We start from the raw sequence: 19,091 nt of genomic DNA, 5'->3' as shown, positions 1-19,091 counted from the left end.
TAAGCACCGCGCAATGAGAATCGTCGTCACCGGTGCTTCCGGAAACGTGGGCACCGGCGTACTGCGCGCGCTCGCGCGCCACATGCCCGACGCGCAGGTGGTCGGAGTCTGCCGCCGTCCTCCCGCGGAGGGCATCGACTATGAACGCGTGACCTGGCATGCCGTCGACCTGGCCTCGCCGACCGCAAGCGCCGACCTGGCGCCGGCCATGCAGGGCGCCGACGTCGTCGTCCACCTCGCACTCGCGGTGCAACCGGTGCGCGACGAGGACTACCTCTACCGCGCGAACGTCACGGGTTCCCAAGCCGTCCTCGATGCCATCGACGCCGCGGGCGTCAAGCAACTGGTGTACGCATCCAGTCTCGGCATCTACGCCCCGGGTGCCGGCGAGCCCGTCGCCGAGGACTGGCCGGACACCGGCCAGGAGACGTCGGTCTACAGCAGGCACAAGGTCGCCGTGGAACGGATGCTCGACCGGTTCGCCGAGCAGCATCCGGACGTGTCCATCGCGCGGTTCCGCCCCACCGTGGTGGTACAGCGTCATGCGTCGTGGCTGATCAAGACGCTCTACCTGGGCCCGCTGGTGCCGAAGTCCGCGTTGGAGATGCTCCGCCGACGCCAGCTGCCGGTACTTCCATTGCCCGCCGGACTCGGGCTGCAATTCGTACACGCCGACGACGTCGGCGACGCCGTGGTGCGGATGATCGAGCACCGGGCCCGGGGGTCCTACAACGTCGCCGCCGACATCCTGGACGCCGACGCGCTGGCAGGCCTCGTCGGTGCCCGTCCGATCGCCGTCAGCCCGCGTGCGGCCAGGTCCGTCATCTCGGCGCTCAGCGCCGCCCGCGTCATCGCGCTCACCCCCGGCTGGTACGACGTCGCCACCAACACCCCTCTGATGGACACGTCGAAGGCGCAACGCGAAATTGGTTGGTCGCCTGCACATTCGTCGACCGTCAGCGCGCGAGAGTTGATCGAAGGCCTGGCCGACGACGCCATCGGCAGCAGCGCTGCTACGGGATTCGGTAGCTCCACGCCCGACATCGGTCGTGCCGTCGCGCGCGTGCACGACGCGTCGTTGCTGACGTGGACCGGCCTGGCACTGGCGCGAGCGGTGGGCAAGCGTCGCGCCGGTGTCCCCGACGCGATCGTGGTGGCGACCAATCTCGCGTCCGGCACCCCGCTCGCCCTGGACCGAATCCTCGAGCGGCGCACGGACAAGGTGGCCCTGGTCGCGCCGGTCGCCGTGCTGGCGGCCCTGGCGGCGACCGTGCGCGGCGGATGGGCCCCGGTGGCCGCTACCGCAGCGCTGCACGTGCTCAACGGGCTCGAGCGCAAGCGCCGCGCGAAAGATCCTGATTCACAGCCGGTTTCCTCGTTGCCAGGGCCGGGTAGTTCCGATCGGTGATCGAACATGGATAACCACTCGCAGGACACGGGCTCACAGGTGGTCCTCATCACCGGTGCGTCCAGTGGCATCGGCAAGGAGACCGCGCTCCGGTACGCCGAACGCGGCGCCCGGCTGGTCCTGGCAGCACGCTCCAGTGACACGCTCGAAGAGGTGGCCGTCGAGTGCAAGCGGTCCGGCGCCTCCGACGTGATCGCCCGGTCGACCGACATCGCGGAAGCCGACCAGGTATCCGACCTCTTCGACGCCGCCTTCGAGCAGTTCGGTCGCGTGGACGTGGCCGTGCAGTCCGCGGCGATCACGGCCTTCGGCCGGTTCGTCGACGTGCCAGCCGAGGTGTTCGACGGCATCGTGCGCACCAACCTCATTGGCGCCGCCAACGTCGCGCGCTGTGCGCTGGTCCACTTCGAGGAACGCGGAGCGGGGCACCTGGTGCTCGTCGGCTCGCTACTCGGCGTCACCGCGGTGCCCTACCAATCCGCTTATGTCGCAAGCAAGTTCGCGCTCTGCGGCCTGGTGCGGACGTTGCGCCAAGAGACCCACCACCTGCCGGGGGTGAAGGTGCACGGCGTCTACCCGGGGCCCGTCGACACCCCGGTGTACGCGACTGCGAGCAACTACTTCGGTCGCACGCCGAGGGTGCCTCCCACGGCCGTACCGCCGTCGACCATCGTCACGTCGATCGTCCGTGCCACCGAACGGAAGCGTTCCAGCGAACGTCAGGTCGGCTGGATGAACCGCCCAGCCATCGCGGCGTACCGGCTGATGCCTGCGATGTTCGACGCTATCATCGGACCGTTCCTGCGCGTGGTGGCGTTCACGGACGAACCCACCGACCCCACCGAGGGCAACGCCTTCGTCGGATCGGGTGACGAGACCCCCACCCGGTGACCCTCGAGGGTCAGCAGTCCAGTTGGACTTCGAAGGTCGCCGTCCCGGTGTTCGAGATGTTGCCGTCGTAGAACCCGTCTGCTGTTCCGGTGATCACGAAGGACCCGTCGACGATCGTTGCCTTCGTGGCGCCCGGGGTGGCGTTGGTGACGCCGCCAGTGAAACCGCCCAAGTCATCGATCCGCACCGATAGCGGCTCGACGCCGGCCCCGGTGCGCACCTGGGCGTTGAAGCCCGGCTGCGGCGGGATGGTCTCGATGAGCCACACCCACTCCGCCTGCTGACAGCGGACGATCGGCCGTTCGGCGATCTCGTTGCCGTTGATCGTGATGCGTGCGGTGGGCGTGCCGAGTGCCGAGGCACCGGACGCGCATCCCGTTGCGACCAATCCGACGGCGAGTAGGGCAACGACGCCCGGTTTGCGCGTTTGCGGCACCGCGCCCGGTCGTCTGCAAGACGTGCCGGCCGGATCACTCAGTTCATAGACCATGCAGTGGCATACCCCGCAGCGCGAGGATTGATACCGCTTCGGACCCGCGAGTTTGCCGGTTCCCTCGAGCGAGTGGTGGCACAACTGCTCTGGTATAGCCACCGCGACCGGAGTACATTCTGATCGCAGGTGAGCCGGGAAGCCTGGTCGGCATGTTGATGGTCCGACTGTCGAAAGGCTCACCGATGCGTCCCAACTCCTGCGCGCCCGGGGGCGTGCGAACCGAATCCGCCATTCACGTCGAGGGTTTGACGAAGCGATTTGGCTCGCTCGTCGCCGTCGACGACCTCCACCTCAACGTCGCACGTGGCGAGGTGTTCGGATTCCTCGGCCCGAACGGTGCGGGGAAGTCCACCACCATTCGCATGTTGTTGGGGCTCCTTCGGCCGAACTCCGGGCAGGCCACGATCTTCGGCTGCGACGCCGGTGACGTACGGCGTGCGCATCGGCTGTTGGCCTACGTGCCGGCCGATGTCGCGCTGTGGCCGGCGCTAACCGGAGCCGAGACACTCGAACTCTTGGGCAACGTCGGTCCAGGTACCGATGTCGCCTACCGCGCCGAACTGGTGCGCAGATTCGATCTCGACGTGGACAGACCGGGCAAGGCGTATTCGACGGGCAACCGGCAGAAGGTCGCGTTGGTAGCCGCCTTCGCGACGCGTGCCCCCCTACTCATTCTCGACGAACCGACGAGCGGGTTGGATCCACTCGTGGAGCGCACCTTCCGTCACTGCGTCGACGAAGCCCGCGACCGTGGGCAGACCATCTTCCTCAGTTCCCACCAATTGGCCGAGGTCGAAGCCACCTGTGATCGGGTGGCGATCCTTCGGGCGGGCCGGCTGGTGGAAGTCGACGCCATTGCCGACCTTCGTCGGTTGCGGCGCAGCGTAGTCGAGGTGTCCTACCGTGGCGATCAGCCCCACCTGCACTCCGTTCCCGAGGTGTCGGACGTGACGGCGATGACGGGCGGCCGGTTGCGTTTCAACCTGTCGGGATCACCGTCCGGGGCGCTGAAAGTGCTTGCCGCCGCTGACATCACGGCGGTGGCCATGCGAGAGCCGACTCTGGAGGAGATCTTCCTGGACTACTACGGAGAGAGCGAGCGATGACCACCGGACTGGTGGCTACACCGGTTCATCGGCCGTCGGCAGGTGACGCGGTCGGGCGGCTCGTCCTGCGTCAGCTGCGCCGGGGCACGTTGATCGTGGCTGGAGTGTGCGCCGGGATGTCGGCACTCGTTGCGACGCAGTACCGCAGCACGTTCGAAGGCGAGATGAGCCAGCAAGCCGTGACGGCGCTCGCCGAGAACCCCGCGATTCGGGTGCTGTTCGGCCCAGCGGTAGCTCTCGACGATCCCGGTGGGTTCACGGTGTGGCGCACCGGCACGCCGGTGTTGATCCTGGCCGGTGTCTGGCTTCTGCTCGCAGCGATCCGCATCACCCGCGGCGAGGAGGATGCCGGGCGCTGGGACCTACTGCTGTCCGGGCGCGCGCGCTCCATCGACGTGCTTCTGCGCTGTGTGGCCTCGGTTGCAGGCTCAGCCGTCGCGATCAGTGCGTCGATCGGCGTCGCGTTGATCGCCGCGGGCACCGACGTCGAGGGGGCGACCGTCTATGCGCTTGGCGTGCTCGGGGTGACCGCCACGTTTGGCGCGGTGGGTCTGGCCGCCGGGCAGGTGATGCCGAGCAGACCGTCCGCAGTGGGTCTTGCGATCGGCGTGCTGGGTGCCGCGCTGCTGCTACGAATGCTCTCCGACGGTCTTGTCGCACTCGCCTTCGCCGCGTGGTTGACACCGTTCGGCCTCATCGGCGAGTCGGCGCCCTACTCGCAGAACCGGCTCCTTCCCCTGGTCGTGCTGGCGGCCTTCGCCGCGATCGCGACAGCGATCGCCCTCGCCGCCGCTCGAGGAAGAGACATCGGAGGTGGGTGGGTCCCGGTGCGCAGCCACCGAGCTGCGCATACTCGCCTACTGGGTTCTCCGGCGGTATTCGCGGTGCGGTGTGCACTGCGACCGACGCTCGGCTGGGCATCGGGCATCGGCGCCTACTTCCTGATCATCGGTGCGATGATCGCCTCGATTCTCGAGTTCTTCGAGGGCAGCCCCCGATTTGGCGAGTTGGCTGCCGCAGCGGGATTCGGCAACCTCGGTACTGCATCCGGATTCGCCGCCGCACTGTTCGGCCTGTTGGCGATTCCCACCGGCCTCTACGCGGTGACGCGAATGGCGTCAGTAGTGGGCGATGAACGCGCGAACCGGACGACGATGCTGCTGGCCGCACCCCTGTCCAGGCAGCGTCTGCTGGCCGCCGTGGCGATGGTCGCCGCGGTCGGGGTCCTGACGCTGCACGTCGTCGCAGCGCTGGGAATGTGGGCGGGCGCCGTGCTCACCGGTGCACCGCTCGGTCTCGGCGACGCCCTCGCCGGTGCGATGAACACCGCTCCCATCGCGTGGTTGGCGTTGGGCGCCGCGGCGCTGGCCGTCGGGTGGGTTCCTTCTGCCGTGACGGCCGTAGGAGCCCTGCCCGTGGTCGGAGGTTTCCTCCTGAACGTCATCGCCGACAGCATCGGAGCGCCTCGGTGGGTCTCGGCCCCATCCCCGTTCGTACACGTGGCCGCTGCGCCTGCAGTCCCGCCGAACTGGCCGGCCACTGCGGCGATCTTGGCGGTCGCCGCGTTTCTGCTCGGCGTGGGAGTCATCGGGTACGCGCGGCGCGACCTCGCGACGTGAGACGCTGAGCTGACGTCGAATAGAGGAGTGTGGTCGTGACCGACTGGGTGGTGACGATCATCGGGGCCGTGCTCGTGCTGGTGGTGGTCCGCGACGTGTTCCACACGCTGTTCCACCCGGTCGGGCACGGCAGCATCGCACCCAAGGTCATGAGGTTCGTGTGGTGGCTGCTTCGGCTGTTTCCATCCGATCGCCGGATCACGTCGCTCACCGGGCCACTCGGAATAGCACTGGTCGTGCTCACCTGGGGCGCCATCGCCGTCGTCGGGTGGGCGATGATCTACTACGCCTCGATGCCGGAAGGCTTCGCGTACAGCTCGGAGCTGGATGGGCTCCCTCGCAGCACCGAGTTCGACTCGATGTACGTCTCGCTGGTGACGATAGGGACGCTCGGCTTCGGTGACATCGTGCCCACGCTGCCGGTCCTGCGCCTGCTCGTGCCGCTCGAGGCGTTGTTCGGCTTCATGCTGCTGACGGCAGCGGTGTCGTGGGTTCTGCAGATCTACCCCGCGCTGCACCGCCGACGCGTTCTGGCGCTACAGCTTTCGACGCTGCGCGGGGTCCGTCGAGCCGATCCCACGCTGGGCATCGGCAGCATCCCCAGCGACGTTCTCACCGGCATCGCCAACGCCGTCGTGGAAGCGCGCAACGACTTCACCCAGTACGGCGCCACGTACTACTTTCGTGACGTCGAAGCGGACGCCTCGCTGGCTGCGTCGCTGGTGTACGCCACCGAACTCGCCACCGAGGCAGCCGACAGCAAGGACGACCAGACCCGCCTCGCAGGAGCGATGATCGCCTCGGCCGTCGATAGTTTGGCCACGCTCCTGCGCGAGGAGTTCCTGCAATTCGACGGTGATACCGCGGCGGTCATCAAGGCCTACGCCGAGGATCACCGGCACCACGACTGAGCCGAGGTCAGTTGGGCGGCGGATCGCTGGCGAACCTCGCACGTTTGGGCTGTTCTGTGGCGGGCACGTCGATCCGATGAGCACGGCGGCAATGGTTTCCTGCGATGCATGGAACCGAGATGAGCGGGACGAGACGCGCACTCAGCGCCTCGACCGCAACTGGGCAACGCTGCTGCAGGAACTGCGCGTCGTGCTCACCGGCGTGCAACTGCTCACCGGGTTCCTGCTGACGCTGCCGTTCCAACAACGCTTCACCGCGCTCGACCACGAGCTGCGCCTGCTCTATCTCGCCACCGTTTGCTGCTCCATCGCGGCCACCGTCCTACTGACGACGCCGGTAGCGTTGCACCGCATGACATTCCGGCGGCACATGCTGTGCAAGCTGGTTGCGGTGTCGCACCGCGTGACGATGGTCGGGCTGCTCCTGCTCGGCGCAGCCGTCTCGGGTGTCGCCACCATGGTCTTCGACGTGATCGCGGGTCGGGGCGCGGGCGTGGCAGCCGGCGCGGCCACGGCGACGACCTGGGTTGCGCTCTGGGTGGCGCTGCCGCTGGTGGCGCGGCGGGGAACCCGCGCGGACGTCCTGCGCTAGCCGGCGACCGGCGCCAGTCGGTCGGCCCACGGCATCGCCTGCTCCAGCTGAGCAGCCAGCCGGATGAGCGTCGACTCCCCGGCGAGCGGCGCGACGAACTGCACGCCGAGCGGCAGACCGTCCGCCGTCCAGTGCAGCGGTAGCGAAATCGCCGGTCGCCCAGTCAGATTCGCCAGCTGCGTGTACGGCACCCAGTTGAGGTTCTTGTCCACCATGTCGTCGACGATCTTCGTGTGCCGCAGCAGGCTTGCGGTACGCGTCTTGATCAGCACGTCCGATGCGCGTTGCAGCGCGGCGGGCAGGTCGAACTCCGCGATCCTCGGTGGCGGCGTCGCCAGGGTCGGCGTGAGCAGCAGGTCGTAGGACTCGAAGTAGGTGGTGAGTCTGCGGGTGTGCTCGTGGCGTCGCTCGACGGCGTCGACGTAGTCCACGCTGCTGGTCGCGCGGCCCAGTGCGGCCAGGATCAGGGTGTCCCGTTCGAAGGATTCGTCGCCGGCGCCGGTCAGGCGCTTGGCCTCGGCGAGTTCCCAGGCCGTGTACACGAACCAGGTCAGCAGGAAGTCCCGCGCGAGCGCGGCGTCGTCGAACGGGGCCTGCGGCAACTCGTCCACGTGGTGGCCGAGGTCGGTGAGCGTCCGCACGGTGGCTTCGACGGCGGCGATCGCCTCGGGATGCGGGGAGGGGTTGATCGCCGAGGGGACCCGCACGCCGATCCGCAGCGGGCCGGGGTCCTCGCCGACGTTGGACGCGAACGACGCCCCTGGCATCGCGGGCGAGTAGGGGCCGCCCGGTTCCCCGCCTGCGATGACGTCGAGCATCGCGGCCGTGTCGCGCACCGAACGGGACACGACGCCCTGTACGGCCGCGCCGTGCATGGACTCGCCCGTTTCCGGTCCCATCGGGGTCAGCCCACGTCCGGGCTTGAGCCCGACCAGACCGCAGCACGCCGCGGGAATGCGGATCGACCCACCGCCGTCGTTCGCGCCGGCGCACGGGACGATCCCGGCTGCCACCGCCGCGGCTGAGCCTCCAGACGATCCGCCCGGAGTCCGCTGCAGGTCCCAAGGGTTGCGCGCCGGTCCCCACGCGTCGGGCTCGGTGATGCCCTTCGCGCCGAACTCCGGCGTGTTCGTCTTGCCGAAGATCACCAGTCCCGCGCCGAGCCAACGCGCCACGATCGTCGCGTGCTCGGCGGCCGGCGTGTTCTTGAATGCGCGTGACCCGCGCGACGTCGGCAGCCCCGCGTAGTCCTGCGCGAGGTCCTTGATCAGGAATGGAACGCCTGCGAACGGGCCCTCGCGCGGCTCGGTGGGCGGGGCGGGGACGTCGCGGACGATCGCGTTGATCCTCGGGTTGACCGAAGCCGCGCGTTCCCGCGCCAGCGTCAACAGTTCTTCGGCTGACACCTGCTTGTCGGCGACCAGCTTCGCCAAGCCGGTGGCGTCATGGGCGCGATACTCGTCGAAGTTCACGGTTCGACCGTAGATGTCGCGGCCCCCGGGTGGGGCGCTCTGGGTGCTGATCGGTCCCAGTCACATCGGTAACGCCAGTCACTGGCCGAGGCGCGGCGACCGATCAGCCGGTGTTCCATCTGGTCAGCGAATTCACAGCGGCGCGACCGGATCGAGCAGCAATTCGCTCACTAGGTGGAACATCGCCCGGTCGAGTGGGCCGAAGCCCGTAGTGGCCGATGTGGCCGGTGGTCAGCGTCAGTCCATCACGGCCGCCGACGGGGCTAGCTGCTAGATGGCCAGCCGTTGGTCATCGACGCCGCGCCATGCGTCAACCGCGTCCTGCAGGGGCATACCGAGTGCATTGCAGAGGCCGATGACCGTGCCGAAACTCGGGCTCGGCATCCTGCCGACCTCGATCTTGCGCAGCGTCTCGGGTGAGATGCCTGCGTCTCGAGCGATCCCGTCCGGATCGCGGCCGGCCCGGGCGGTCCTGATCAGAGCACCGAGTCGCTGACCGGCCTTCACCTGCTCGGGACTCAGGGGGACGCGCACCATGTGGGCAAGCATAGCCGGTATTCAAATACCGTCTTCTGGTAGCGTCGCGGCGGTATAAGAATACCGAGCGTGGAGGTTTCCGTGATTGAACTCAAGACTGCTGCCGAGATCGACAAGATGGCGGTGACTGGCGAATTCGTCGCCGAAACGCTGGCCACCCTGTCGGCCGAGGCGCAGCCGGGGGTGAACCTCATGCAGCTCGAACACCATGCCCGCAAGCTCGTCGAGGACCGCGGCGCGGAGTCGTGCTACTGGGATTACGCGCCGTCCTTCGGCCGCGGCCCGTTCCGGAACGTCATCTGCCTATCGGTGAACGACGCCGTGCTGCACGGCATGCCGCGTGATCACGTGCTGCGCGATGGCGACGTGTTGAGCCTGGACTTCGCGGTGTCGATCGATGGCTGGGTGGCCGATTCCGCGGTCACGGTCATCGTGGGCGACCAGCCCGACCCCGAGGACGTGGCGCTGGTCGATTCGACACGGCGAGCCCTCGACGCCGGCATCGCCGCGGCAGTTCCCGGTGGACGCCTTGGTGACATCTCCGCTGCCATCGAGGGAGTTGCCGCCGAAGCCGGCTACCGCGTCAACGCCGAGTTCGGCGGCCACGGCCTGGGGCGCACGATGCACGAGGATCCACACGTCGCCAACCGCGGGAGGCGCGGCAGGGGATTGATCCTGCGATCCGGTATGACGCTCGCGCTCGAACCCTGGTGGGCCCGCGGCAGCGACCGCCTGGTGATGGATTCCGACGGCTGGACCCTGCGCTCGGCAGACGGATCGAAGACCGCCCACTCCGAACACACCATCGCGATCACCGACGCCGGCCCGCGCATCCTGACGCCACTCAGCAGCGGGTCAGTGCCCTCGGGACGATGACGACTTCGTTGCGCGGAGGTATCACGCGGTCACGCGGGCCGCGCTGATCCGGCGACGAGTCAGCGGCGTTGGGATGCAGCAAGCGGTCGACGTACGAGGAACTCACTCGCGCCGTGTCCACCAGCAGGTCAGTGGCCGGACGCACTCTGTCCAGCACCCCGTCGGCAATCCCACCGATGTGGGCGCCGACGTCGATGATCGTCATGTCGCCTCCTCGTCTCGGCTGTGTGGGCATGTGCTCAGCCAACGCATCCACTGCTAACTATTGCAAGCAAAACGCTTGCTGGTGGCTGCAATATGCCCGATCCGCGGGGTTTTAGCCCGGATGTGATCGAACCCACGCCCAGCCGTAGCCTGACTCCAGTGACGTCCGTCCGGTGGCGGGAGCGCAGCCGACTCGTGCGGGCGTTCCGGCTCTGGCGGACCCGGAAGCCCTCGACCTTCCGCGACAAGGTGCGCTACAAGATGCTGCGTGACCGCCGCGCGCTCGTCGTGACCTTCGCGGACAAGGCTGCGGTGCGCGATCACGTCGCTGCATCCGTCGGCGATCACTACCTGCCGCGCGCCTACGCCGTCGTGGCCGACCCCGAGGCACTGCGGGACGTCGATCTGCCGGACTCGTACGTGGTGAAGCCGACGCACGGCAGCGGAGCAGCCATCGTGGCCTCCCCGACCGCTGACCGCGACGCACGCCTACCCAGCGAGCCCGACAGCTGGGTGTACTGCCACGTCCATCCCGAGCACGCGCCGCGTGAGGACGTCATCGCGATCGCAGCAGGTTGGGTGCGGCAGCTCTACGGGCAGGGGCCGAACCGCGAGTGGGTCTACGGGCGGGTGCCGCGGCAGGTCATCGTCGAGGAACTGCTGGCTGGCGCCGAAGGTGCCATCCCGGATGACTACAAGTTCTTCGTCTACCACGGGAAGTGCCACTTCGTTCAGGTCGACAGCGGCCGGTTCGCACGGCGTACCCAGGACTTCTTCACCGCCGACTGGCAGCACCTCCCACTCACCGGCGGACTGCCGTGGGCACGTCCGGAACCACGTCGACCAGCGCGCCTGGACGAGATGGTCGCTGTCGCACAGAGGCTCGGCGTCGATACGGACTTCGTCCGGGTGGACCTCTATGACGTCGACGGCCGCATCGTCTTCGGAGAGTTGACGAGCTTTCCGGCAGGCGGGGACAGCCCGTTCGACCCGGAGTCCTTCAACGCCGACTTCGGCCGACCGTGGACGGTCCCACGCCGCTACCGGTGAGCTGCCTAGCTCTCTTCGGTCCCGTCGGGCGCATCGTCGCCGAGTGCCTGCGCACCGGGCGTGGCGGGGGTGGCGACCACCTCGTCCTCGTCGACGTTGGTGTCGGCGGGCGTGGGTTCTTGGGACGTCATCGCTGATCTCCTCGTGCGTTCGGGGTCAGGCTGTCCAGTACCCCGGCAGCGCGCACGGTAATCCCATTCTCATCGCCGATATCGCGCCTCTCCTTCGAGGCTCAGCCGAGGTCCTTCTCGGCGGCCGCCAGCGCCGCGAATTCCTCGTCCGGCGAGTTCGCCACGACGTGGTGGCGGCTGTAGAAACCGAAGTACGCCATGAGCAGGGCGAACACGACCAGGCACCAGGTTGCCGCTGTGCTGTCGACGAGGAAGGTCGCCACCACCGCCAGAGCCGCGATCACGAGCGCGAACGACGTGGTGACGATACCGCCCGGGGTGCGGTACGGCCGGGGCATGTCGGGTTCGCGCACCCGCAGCGTGATGTGGCTGATCATCATGAGGACGTAGGACAGCGCCGCACCGAAGACCGCCATGTTGAGCAGCATCGCGCCCTGACCGGTGAGGGAGAGGACGAAGCCGACGATGCCGGGCACGATCAGCGCCAGCACCGGAGCCTTGCGCGAATTCACCACCGAGAGCCGCTTGGGCAGGTATCCGGCGCGAGACAGTGCGAACAGCTGCCGCGAGTAGGCGTAGATGATCGAGAAGAAGCTCGCGACCAGTCCGGCCAGACCGATGTAGTTGACCACCTTGGCCATCGACGAGTCGCCCAGTGCCTCGACGAGCGGATTACCGGATGCGCTCATGGCCTCGGCGCCACCGGAGCCTGCGGTGAGGATGAGGACGGTGGTGCCCGTGATCAGCAGCACCCCCATCGCCGCGATGATGCCCCGCGGTACGTTGCGCGCCGGGTCCTTGGCTTCCTCGGCGGCCAGGGGTACGCCCTCGATGGCGAGGAAGAACCAGATGGCGAACGGCACCGCCGCCCAGATCCCGAGGTATCCGAACGGCAGGAACGCCGAGGCCCCTGCCGCATCGGTCGGGGCGATGTCGGTCAGGTTGGCGGCATCGAAGCTGCCGATCGCCGAGATGGCGAAGATCACCAGGCCCGCCAGCGCGACGGCCGTGATGACGAACATGACCTTCAAGGCCTCGCCGACACCGGCGAGGTGGATGCCGATGAAGATGAGATACACCGCCAGGTACACCCACCACCCGTCGGTGATGCCGAACAGTCCGAGCGACTCCACGTAGGCGCCGATGAAGGTCGCGATCGCCGCGGGGGCGATCGCGTACTCGATCAATATGGCCGTCCCAGTTGCGAATCCGCCCCACGGTCCGAGCGCACGGCGCGCGAAGGTGTAGCCACCACCTGCGGCCGGAAGCGCCGACGACATCTCTGCCATGCCCAGCACCATGGCGAGGTACATCCCCGCGATGACGATGCCTGCAATCAGCAGTCCGCCGAAGCCTCCTTCGGCGAGCCCGAAGTTCCACCCCGAGTAGTCGCCGGAGATCACGTAGCCGACTCCCAGACCCGCCAGCAGCAGCCATCCCGCGCTGCCCTGCTTCAGGGTCCGTTTGGCCAGGTAGTCGCTCGATTCACTACTCGTGGTCGCCATTGGTCGATGCTAGAACGAATCGATCGTCCCGCAGGCGTTTACGACGACTCACTCCGACGCTTCAGGTGGTCTCGTATCTGAGGTGGTCCGGCTGGCTCACCCAACCCGGTGGCACGTCGACGGACAGGGCGAGATTGACGAAGCGGCCGACGGCGGCAGTCGTTGCCCGGATGGGGCACCACTGCAGGGTGTACGGCACCACCCGACGGGGTGCGACCGGGACGAGCGCAGTGGCGGTGTGGCTTTCCGACATGGCCTCGGTGGTGAGGATCCACTCGACCTCGGCCTGAGCCTGCCACCGGTACGCCGACAGGTCCGTGTCAGCGAGTTCGACCATCGGTGGCGACACGCCCACGGCGTCGAGGACCTGCCGGATGGCGAGATGCCACGCCGGGAACAGCGCGGCGCTGTGCAGCCCGAGCGTGTCGCCCGCGAGGTCGTGCAGATCGACGGCGTCGCTGGCCGCGAGACGGTGATCGGGCCGCAGCCCCACCAGAAGTGGCTCCGCGCAGAAGACTTCGCTGAGGATCCCTGGCGGATCGGGTACCAGCCCGCAGGTGATCGCGACGTCGATCTCGCCATCGACGTCGGAGACCGCACGCTCCAGGTCGGGCAGCCACATCCGCCGGATGACCAATTGGACGTCGGGCGCCTCGCGGCCGAACGCCGCCGCCAGATGTGGTGCGAGCGCCGGAGCCACGGGCGGCGTCACGCCGAGCCGCACCGTTCCAGCGTCGCCCTCGGATATCCGTCGAACCGCCGCCAGGGCTCCCTCGACCTCGTCGACGATCCGCTTCGAGCGAGCGAGCAGCTCCACGCCGGCCTCGGTCAGGGCCACCCGACGCGTCGTGCGGGTGAGCAGCGGGGTTCCGACCTCACGCTCGAGACGCCGCACCAGATCGCTGAGCGTGGGCTGGCCGATGTGCAGCTTCTCGGCAGCCCGCCCGAAGTGCAGCTCGTTGGCAACGGCCACGAACGCCTCGAGCTGGCGGAACTCCACCTGCCGATCCTAGATCGGCGCCGAGGCCCGCGCCGGATTGATCGGCGTCCGCGATCACAGCCATACGACATTGCCGCTTGTCCCGGTCCCCGCGACCACGCAGGCTGAACGGCGACGACCGCATGCCGACGACAGGGGACCCATGACAGGATTCGGCACCCACCACCGCACCGCGACCATCGACGGGCTGGAGGTGTTCTACCGCGAGGCAGGCGATCCATCGAAGCCGACTCTGCTTCTACTTCATGGCTTTCCGTCCAGCTCGCACATGTTCCGAAACCTGATGTCGGCACTCGCCGACGACTATCACCTCGTCGCTCCGGATCACATCGGGTTCGGCCGGTCGGCGATGCCGTCGGTCAACCAATTCACCTACGGCTTCGACCGTCTGACCGAGATCACCGAGCAGTTGATCGAACACCTGGGCCTCGAGCGGTTCGCGATCTACATCCACGACTACGGCGCGCCCATCGGATTGCGGATCGCCAGCCGACGGCCGGAACGCATTACCGCGATCATCAGCCAGAGCGGAAACGCCTACACCGAGGGGTTCACGCCGTTCTGGGACCGGCTGTTCGCCCACGCCGCCGACCGCGCCGCCAACGAGGATTCGGTGCGCGAGTACTTCACCCCCGAGACCACGAAGTGGCAGTACACCCACGGAGTTCTTGCCGAGCGGCTCGACCTCGTCGCCCCCGAGACCTGGCTGCTCGACCAGGCCGGGCTCGACCGCAAGGGGAACGACGCCATCCAACTGCAGCTGTTCTGGGACTACCAGTTCAACCTCGACGGCTATCCCGCCTTTCAGGAGTACTTCCGCACCCATCAGCCACCGCTGCTGGTCACCTGGGGCAAGAACGACGAGATCTTCGGCGCTGCGGGCGCCGAGGCGTTCCGGCGCGACCTCCCGAATGGGGAGTTCCATCTACTCGACGCGGGTCACTTCGCCCTCGAGACCCACGGCGCCGAGATCACCGGCTACATCCGCGACTTCCTGGGCAGGCTCTGACCAAGGTGAGCAAGCACTACGCATCGACGGCGTTCACCGATGGCGTGCGCGCCGTGCAGGAAGACCACGGGAGCCGAGCGTTCTACGACCGCAAGCGCGTGATCGGGCGGGCGACGCCGGGCACCGACCCACTCACCGAGGCCGAGAAGGACTACCTCGGTGAACGGGTCGACTTCTACGTGGCCAGCGTCGGCGAGACGGGCTGGCCGTACGTGCAGTACCGGGGCGGTCCGGCCGGTTTCGTGCGAGTCCTCGACGACCACACCATCGCGTGGGCCGACTTCCGCGGGAATCTGCAGTACATCACCACCGGCAATGTCTCCGGCGACGACCGCATCGCCATCATCGCCGTCGACTACGTCCACCAGCGCCGGCTCAAGATCTTCGGGCGCGTCCGGGTGGTCACCGTCGAGGACGATCCCGATCTGGTTGCATCACTGGCTGACTCGGCCTACGAGGCGGTCCCCGAGCGCGCGGTCATCGTGCACGTCGAGGCATACGACTGGAACTGCCCACAGCACATCACGCGCCGGTTCACCGCAGTCGAACTGGAGCCGATTCTGGCCCCGATGCGGGAGCAGTTGGCCACCCTACAGGCCGAGAACGCGCGCCTGCGGGAGGAACTTCGCAGTTCGACGTGAGCGCTCAGCCGAACCGGACCTGAATGCGGTGATCCTCGTCGGTGACGTAGAAGGTCCGTCCGTCCTCCACGGCGAGGCCCTCGACGTTGCGCAGGTCCGGGAAGTCCTGGACCAGTTCGGCTCGTACGCCCCCAACGGCAGGCCCGTCGGCGGGCAGGCTGAACCGCCAGTGCGAGCAGTTCGGTTCGGCCCCTTCGGGGTGGTCTTCGAGCAGTACCGAGCCCTTGTCGGTGGCGTCGATCGAGCCGATGACCGCGTCGTAGACGTCGCCGCCCGAGTGGGACAGGGCGCGGAAGCCCACCAGCACGCCGGGTGGTGAGACGCCTGCGATCTCCCACACGTGCTCGACGGTGGGCATGACGCCGTCCGCCTCGAACATGCCCGGCACGCCGGACAGTTCGATCAGGACTGGCTCACCCTCGGCGGTGGTCGGAAAGCGCAGTGCGAGAAGCAGGTTGCCGTTCGGGCGGAAGGCAGCGCCCTCGATGTTGACCGGCACGTCTCGCTCGGTCAGGCGTTCGACCCACCCCTTGCTGCGCTGTACGCCGCGTTCGATCGTCTGCGCGATGAAGCGGGTGCGCACCGTGTCCCCCGGTGTGATCGCAACGACGTGTGAGGCGTCGAGCGCATCGTTGATCAACCGGTGTAGGCGAAACTGGTTGCGGCGGACGTCGATCGGCATCTCGGTCTCGGGTACTGCACGATCGATCGACTGCTCGTCGAAGCGGGCGACGAAGGCACGCTTGGCCTGCAGCGGCCCCGCCTTGGACCCGTAGTGCGAGCCGATGACGTATACCCAGCCCTCGTGCCGCGCGACGGCCTCGGCGTCCTCCGTTCGCCCGCGCTCATCGCCGGCCAGCAGATGCAGCGGGTGGATCTCCCAGCCTGCGTCCGGCGCCGCCCCGCGGGCGTGTCCCAGCACTGCGACGCAGTCCTCGACCGGCCCTTCGTCGAGAACCGTCCAGAAGCCGAAATCCCAACCATGCGCGTCGAGGAGTGCCTCGTTGTCCACGTGGACCAGGTCGGACGCCTCGTCGCCCTCGTGGGCGAGGTCCACCGTCGTGAGGCTGGGCGTCATCGCCGAATGGTAGCCGCCACGGCGAAGGGCGCCTCTTCCTAGACCCCTTCGCGCGTGACCCGCGTGCTACCGGGGTGGAGGAGCGAGTGGCGGTAGCCGTACAGCGCGTAGACCGCGAGGCCGATCACCAGCCAGACACCGAACCGGATCCACGTGGTCGAGGTGAGGTACGTGGTGAGCCAGATCGAGGAACCGACTCCGATCAGCGGGATGATCGGCATGCCAGGTGTCCTGAAGCCGCGCTCGATGTCGGGGGATCGGTAGCGCAGCACCATGACGGCACTGCACACGACGGCGAAGGCGAGCAGGATCCCGATGTTGGTCAGCTCGGCGGCCTCGGCGATCGGCGTGAAGCCTGCTATGACGGCCGATCCGATGCCGACGATCCAGGTGACCCGCACCGGCACCCGGTGTTTCTCGTCGACGGCGGCGAACCACTTGGGCAGCAACCCGTCACGGGCCATCGAGAACCAGATCCGGGTCACGGCGAACATGAAGGTGAACATGACGGTGGCGATGCCGAGGATGGCTCCGACCGAGATCAGCGTCGCGATTCCTGGCAGGCCGACGTCCTGGAACGCCTGGGCGAAGGCGGATTCCGGGTCGACCTCGGTGTACTTGATCATTCCGGTCAGCACCAGGCACGCCAGCACGTAGAGCACCATCGAGATCGCCAGCGAGATCAGGATGGCCTTGGGCAGCACCCGACGGGCCTCTGCGGATTCCTCTGCGGCCGAACTCATCGCGTCGTAGCCGAAGACGGCGAAGAAGACGATGGACGCACCGGCGAAGACTCCCGACCAACCGAACGGCAGGAACGGCGTGAAGTTGTCGGTGTTCACGTAGAACACGCCGAGACCGATGATGAGGACGACGAGTCCCACCTTCAGCCACACCAACACGCTCTCGATCCGGGCCGCGTTGCGCACGCCGCGGGTGAGCACGAACGCGATGAGCAGACACAGCACGACGGCGAACAGGTCGACGACCCGGCCGGGCTGCTCGGGGTCGCTCCCCGGTGCGCCGAGCATCCACTCCGGCAGGCCGAGGCCGACCTGCTCGACGAGGAACCCGAAATAACCCGAGATTCCGATGCCGACGACGGCGACGATCGCGGTGTACTCCAGCAGGAGGTCCCAGCCGATGAACCAGCCGACGCCCTCACCGAGGACGGCGTAGCCGTAGGTATAGGCGGAGCCCGCCTTCGGGATCATGCCGGCGAACTCGGCGTAGCACAGGGCCGCACACGCGCTCGCGATTCCTGCCACCAGAAAGGACAACAGAACTCCCGGCCCAGCGGCTTCCTTGGCCACCGCCCCGGCGAGGGAGAAGATGCCTGCGCCGATGATTCCGCCGATGCCGAGCGCGGTGAGCTGCCACAGTCCCAGGACGCGCTGCAGCCCGGCCTCTTCGGGGTCTTCCCGCTGAATCTCGTCCACGGGCTTGCGACGGAAGATGCCCGTCGCAGAGGAATTCAGGATGCTCATGTTCGCGTGACCTCCCCGCTGCGCGCCGCGCCATGTCGGCCCAAATGACCCGGCTGACTCTAGTCCCGCGTGCCTGCCCGTCGATCGTTTCCGCGAGATCGCGTGAACCGTTCTGGGGGCTGGGATCCGGCGGTGGCGGCGCGGCGGAAATCGCTCGGATTGACGCCTCGGATGCGCTTGAACGCCGCGCTGAATCCGAAGGGGTCGGAGTAGCCGACGGCGGCGGCGACCTCGGCCACGGTGGCCGTGCGCCGCTCGATCAACAGGTCCGCCGCCAACGTCATGCGCCACCGGGTGAGGTAGGTCAGCGGTGGTTCGCCGACCAGCTCGGCGAAGCGCTTGGCCAGCGTCGACCGTGACACCCCGATCCGGTCGGCCAGCGACGAGACGGTCCACGGCGCTGCGGGATCTGCGTGCAGCAGTCGCAGCGCGTCGCCGGCCACCGGGTCGCGTTGCGCGGACCACCACGCAGGCGGTTCACCACCGGGCCGGTCGAACCATTCGCGCAAGGTGCACACCAGCATCCAGTCGAGTAGCCGGTCCAGCACCAGTTGCTGACCCGGCGCATCGACGGCGACTTCGGCCGCGAGGTGGTCGAGCACGGGGTCGCCCGTGCCCCCGGCTTCCACGCGCAGCGCGACGGGCAGGGCGTCGAGCAATCGGCGGCTGATCTCACCGCGCACCGGGTACGCGCCGACGATCAACGTCGTCGATCCGGGGCCGTCATCACCTGGGTCGGTCCAGCCGAGTCGATGCCGCGTACCGCCCTGCTCCGGTGTCGCGCAGAACTCGCCGCACGCCACCGGCTCGGCCCTGGTGTTCAGATCGTCGACGAAGGTGAACGTTCCGGGGCCGCGCACCACCACCGTCTCGTAGGCCCGCAACCGCTCGGGGTCGGCGTGCTCGGGCACGATCCACCCCTCGCCTCCGACGACCGTGCACAACGTCAGTGGCGCGCCGTCGACGAAGTGCAGGGCCCATGGCGGGGACAGCGTGGAACTTCCGAACAGCGAGCCTTGGGCCCGCACCCCGCGGAAGAGATCGGCGAAGACGTCCACGTCCAGCACTCTAGACGATTGGA

20 protein-coding genes are annotated in these 19,091 nt (G+C 67.9%); 10 read left to right on the top strand and 10 right to left on the bottom strand.

Annotation, left to right across the window (positions count from 1 at the left end):
- The first annotated feature begins 13 nt into the window (after positions 1 to 13).
- Both LOK44_RS15915 and LOK44_RS15910 read left to right on the top strand, forming a co-directional pair.
- Positions 14 to 1,408 (top strand): NAD-dependent epimerase/dehydratase family protein, encoded by a 1,395-nt coding sequence (locus tag LOK44_RS15915; protein ID WP_237571008.1) that lies wholly within the window; start codon positions 14 to 16, stop codon positions 1,406 to 1,408.
- 6 nt (positions 1,409 to 1,414) lie between these two features.
- On the top strand, positions 1,415 to 2,299 hold the full coding sequence (locus LOK44_RS15910) for an SDR family NAD(P)-dependent oxidoreductase (RefSeq protein ID WP_237571007.1): 885 nt from the start codon (positions 1,415 to 1,417) through the stop codon (positions 2,297 to 2,299).
- A gap of 10 nt (positions 2,300 to 2,309) precedes the next feature.
- Here the strand turns inward: LOK44_RS15910 and LOK44_RS15905 are convergent, their stop codons facing one another.
- Positions 2,310 to 2,735 carry a lipoprotein LpqH gene (locus tag LOK44_RS15905; RefSeq protein WP_237571006.1) on the bottom strand — a complete coding sequence of 142 codons (426 nt, stop codon included), beginning with the start codon at positions 2,733 to 2,735 and terminating at the stop codon, positions 2,310 to 2,312.
- A 239-nt stretch (positions 2,736 to 2,974) separates the two neighbouring features.
- Between LOK44_RS15905 and LOK44_RS15900 the strand changes: the two genes are divergently transcribed.
- From LOK44_RS15900 to LOK44_RS15885, 4 genes are all read left to right on the top strand, one after another.
- A complete protein-coding gene (locus LOK44_RS15900; protein WP_237571005.1) occupies positions 2,975 to 3,898 on the top strand; it encodes an ABC transporter ATP-binding protein in 924 nt (307 codons plus the stop codon).
- Positions 3,895 to 5,517, top strand: coding sequence for an ABC transporter permease (locus LOK44_RS15895; RefSeq protein WP_237571004.1), 1,623 nt, complete (start codon positions 3,895 to 3,897; stop codon positions 5,515 to 5,517). Before LOK44_RS15900 ends, LOK44_RS15895 begins: the two co-directional genes overlap by 4 nt.
- Before the next feature lie 35 nt (positions 5,518 to 5,552).
- Positions 5,553 to 6,428, top strand: a complete 876-nt coding sequence (locus LOK44_RS15890) for a potassium channel family protein (RefSeq protein WP_237571003.1) — start codon at positions 5,553 to 5,555, stop codon at positions 6,426 to 6,428.
- Between the two features lie 76 nt (positions 6,429 to 6,504).
- Entirely contained in the window at positions 6,505 to 7,020 is a 516-nt protein-coding gene (locus tag LOK44_RS15885) for a DUF6328 family protein (protein WP_237571002.1), read from the top strand.
- Here the strand turns inward: LOK44_RS15885 and LOK44_RS15880 are convergent.
- Together LOK44_RS15880 and LOK44_RS15875 are read right to left on the bottom strand one after the other, a co-directional pair.
- A complete protein-coding gene (locus tag LOK44_RS15880) occupies positions 7,017 to 8,492 on the bottom strand; it encodes an amidase (protein ID WP_237571001.1) in 1,476 nt (491 codons plus the stop codon). The two genes, LOK44_RS15885 and LOK44_RS15880, sit on opposite strands and share 4 nt — an antisense overlap.
- A gap of 270 nt (positions 8,493 to 8,762) precedes the next feature.
- Entirely contained in the window at positions 8,763 to 9,029 is a 267-nt protein-coding gene (locus LOK44_RS15875) for a helix-turn-helix domain-containing protein (protein WP_237571000.1), read from the bottom strand.
- Between the two features lie 81 nt (positions 9,030 to 9,110).
- Here LOK44_RS15875 and map point away from each other — a divergent pair, with 81 nt between their 5' ends.
- A complete protein-coding gene (gene map / locus LOK44_RS15870) occupies positions 9,111 to 9,905 on the top strand; it encodes a type I methionyl aminopeptidase (protein ID WP_237570999.1) in 795 nt (264 codons plus the stop codon).
- Here the strand turns inward: map and LOK44_RS15865 are convergent.
- The gene (locus LOK44_RS15865) at positions 9,874 to 10,110 is read right to left on the bottom strand and encodes a hypothetical protein (RefSeq protein ID WP_237570998.1); all 237 of its coding nucleotides are present in this window, start codon (positions 10,108 to 10,110) and stop codon (positions 9,874 to 9,876) included. The genes map and LOK44_RS15865 overlap by 32 nt on opposite strands.
- 158 nt (positions 10,111 to 10,268) lie before the next feature.
- Between LOK44_RS15865 and LOK44_RS15860 the strand changes: the two genes are divergently transcribed.
- Positions 10,269 to 11,159 (top strand): ATP-grasp fold amidoligase family protein, encoded by an 891-nt coding sequence (locus tag LOK44_RS15860; RefSeq protein ID WP_237570997.1) that lies wholly within the window; start codon positions 10,269 to 10,271, stop codon positions 11,157 to 11,159.
- Between the two features lie 5 nt (positions 11,160 to 11,164).
- Here LOK44_RS15860 and LOK44_RS29775 read toward each other — a convergent pair whose 3' ends face one another.
- The 3 genes from LOK44_RS29775 to LOK44_RS15850 form a co-directional block, all read right to left on the bottom strand.
- A complete protein-coding gene (locus LOK44_RS29775) occupies positions 11,165 to 11,290 on the bottom strand; it encodes a hypothetical protein (protein WP_283817824.1) in 126 nt (41 codons plus the stop codon).
- Between the two features lie 101 nt (positions 11,291 to 11,391).
- Positions 11,392 to 12,795, bottom strand: coding sequence for an ethanolamine permease (gene eat, locus LOK44_RS15855; protein ID WP_237570996.1), 1,404 nt, complete (start codon positions 12,793 to 12,795; stop codon positions 11,392 to 11,394).
- A gap of 61 nt (positions 12,796 to 12,856) precedes the next feature.
- Entirely contained in the window at positions 12,857 to 13,795 is a 939-nt protein-coding gene (locus LOK44_RS15850) for a LysR family transcriptional regulator (protein ID WP_308192754.1), read from the bottom strand.
- A 142-nt stretch (positions 13,796 to 13,937) separates the two neighbouring features.
- Between LOK44_RS15850 and LOK44_RS15840 the strand changes: the two genes are divergently transcribed.
- Together LOK44_RS15840 and LOK44_RS15835 are read left to right on the top strand one after the other, a co-directional pair.
- On the top strand, positions 13,938 to 14,804 hold the full coding sequence (locus LOK44_RS15840; RefSeq protein WP_237570995.1) for an alpha/beta fold hydrolase: 867 nt from the start codon (positions 13,938 to 13,940) through the stop codon (positions 14,802 to 14,804).
- Positions 14,805 to 14,809: 5 nt separating this feature from the next.
- On the top strand, positions 14,810 to 15,445 hold the full coding sequence (locus tag LOK44_RS15835) for a pyridoxamine 5'-phosphate oxidase family protein (RefSeq protein ID WP_237570994.1): 636 nt from the start codon (positions 14,810 to 14,812) through the stop codon (positions 15,443 to 15,445).
- A gap of 4 nt (positions 15,446 to 15,449) precedes the next feature.
- Here LOK44_RS15835 and LOK44_RS15830 read toward each other — a convergent pair whose 3' ends face one another.
- Genes LOK44_RS15830 through LOK44_RS29770 form a run of 3 tightly spaced genes read right to left on the bottom strand, consistent with a single transcriptional unit; the run spans position 15,450 to position 19,068 of the window.
- Positions 15,450 to 16,523 carry a hypothetical protein gene (locus LOK44_RS15830; RefSeq protein WP_237570993.1) on the bottom strand — a complete coding sequence of 358 codons (1,074 nt, stop codon included), beginning with the start codon at positions 16,521 to 16,523 and terminating at the stop codon, positions 15,450 to 15,452.
- 38 nt (positions 16,524 to 16,561) lie between these two features.
- Positions 16,562 to 18,010, bottom strand: coding sequence for an amino acid permease (locus tag LOK44_RS15825; RefSeq protein WP_237570992.1), 1,449 nt, complete (start codon positions 18,008 to 18,010; stop codon positions 16,562 to 16,564).
- Between the two features lie 59 nt (positions 18,011 to 18,069).
- Positions 18,070 to 19,068 carry an AraC family transcriptional regulator gene (locus LOK44_RS29770; RefSeq protein ID WP_308192753.1) on the bottom strand — a complete coding sequence of 333 codons (999 nt, stop codon included), beginning with the start codon at positions 19,066 to 19,068 and terminating at the stop codon, positions 18,070 to 18,072.
- Positions 19,069 to 19,091: the final 23 nt, after the last annotated feature.

Source organism: Mycolicibacterium lacusdiani, from assembly GCF_021916785.1.
GTDB lineage: Bacteria > Actinomycetota > Actinomycetes > Mycobacteriales > Mycobacteriaceae > Mycobacterium > Mycobacterium lacusdiani.
The sequence above is the reverse complement of the archived record's forward strand: the minus strand, read 5'-3'. Positions and strand labels throughout refer to the sequence as shown.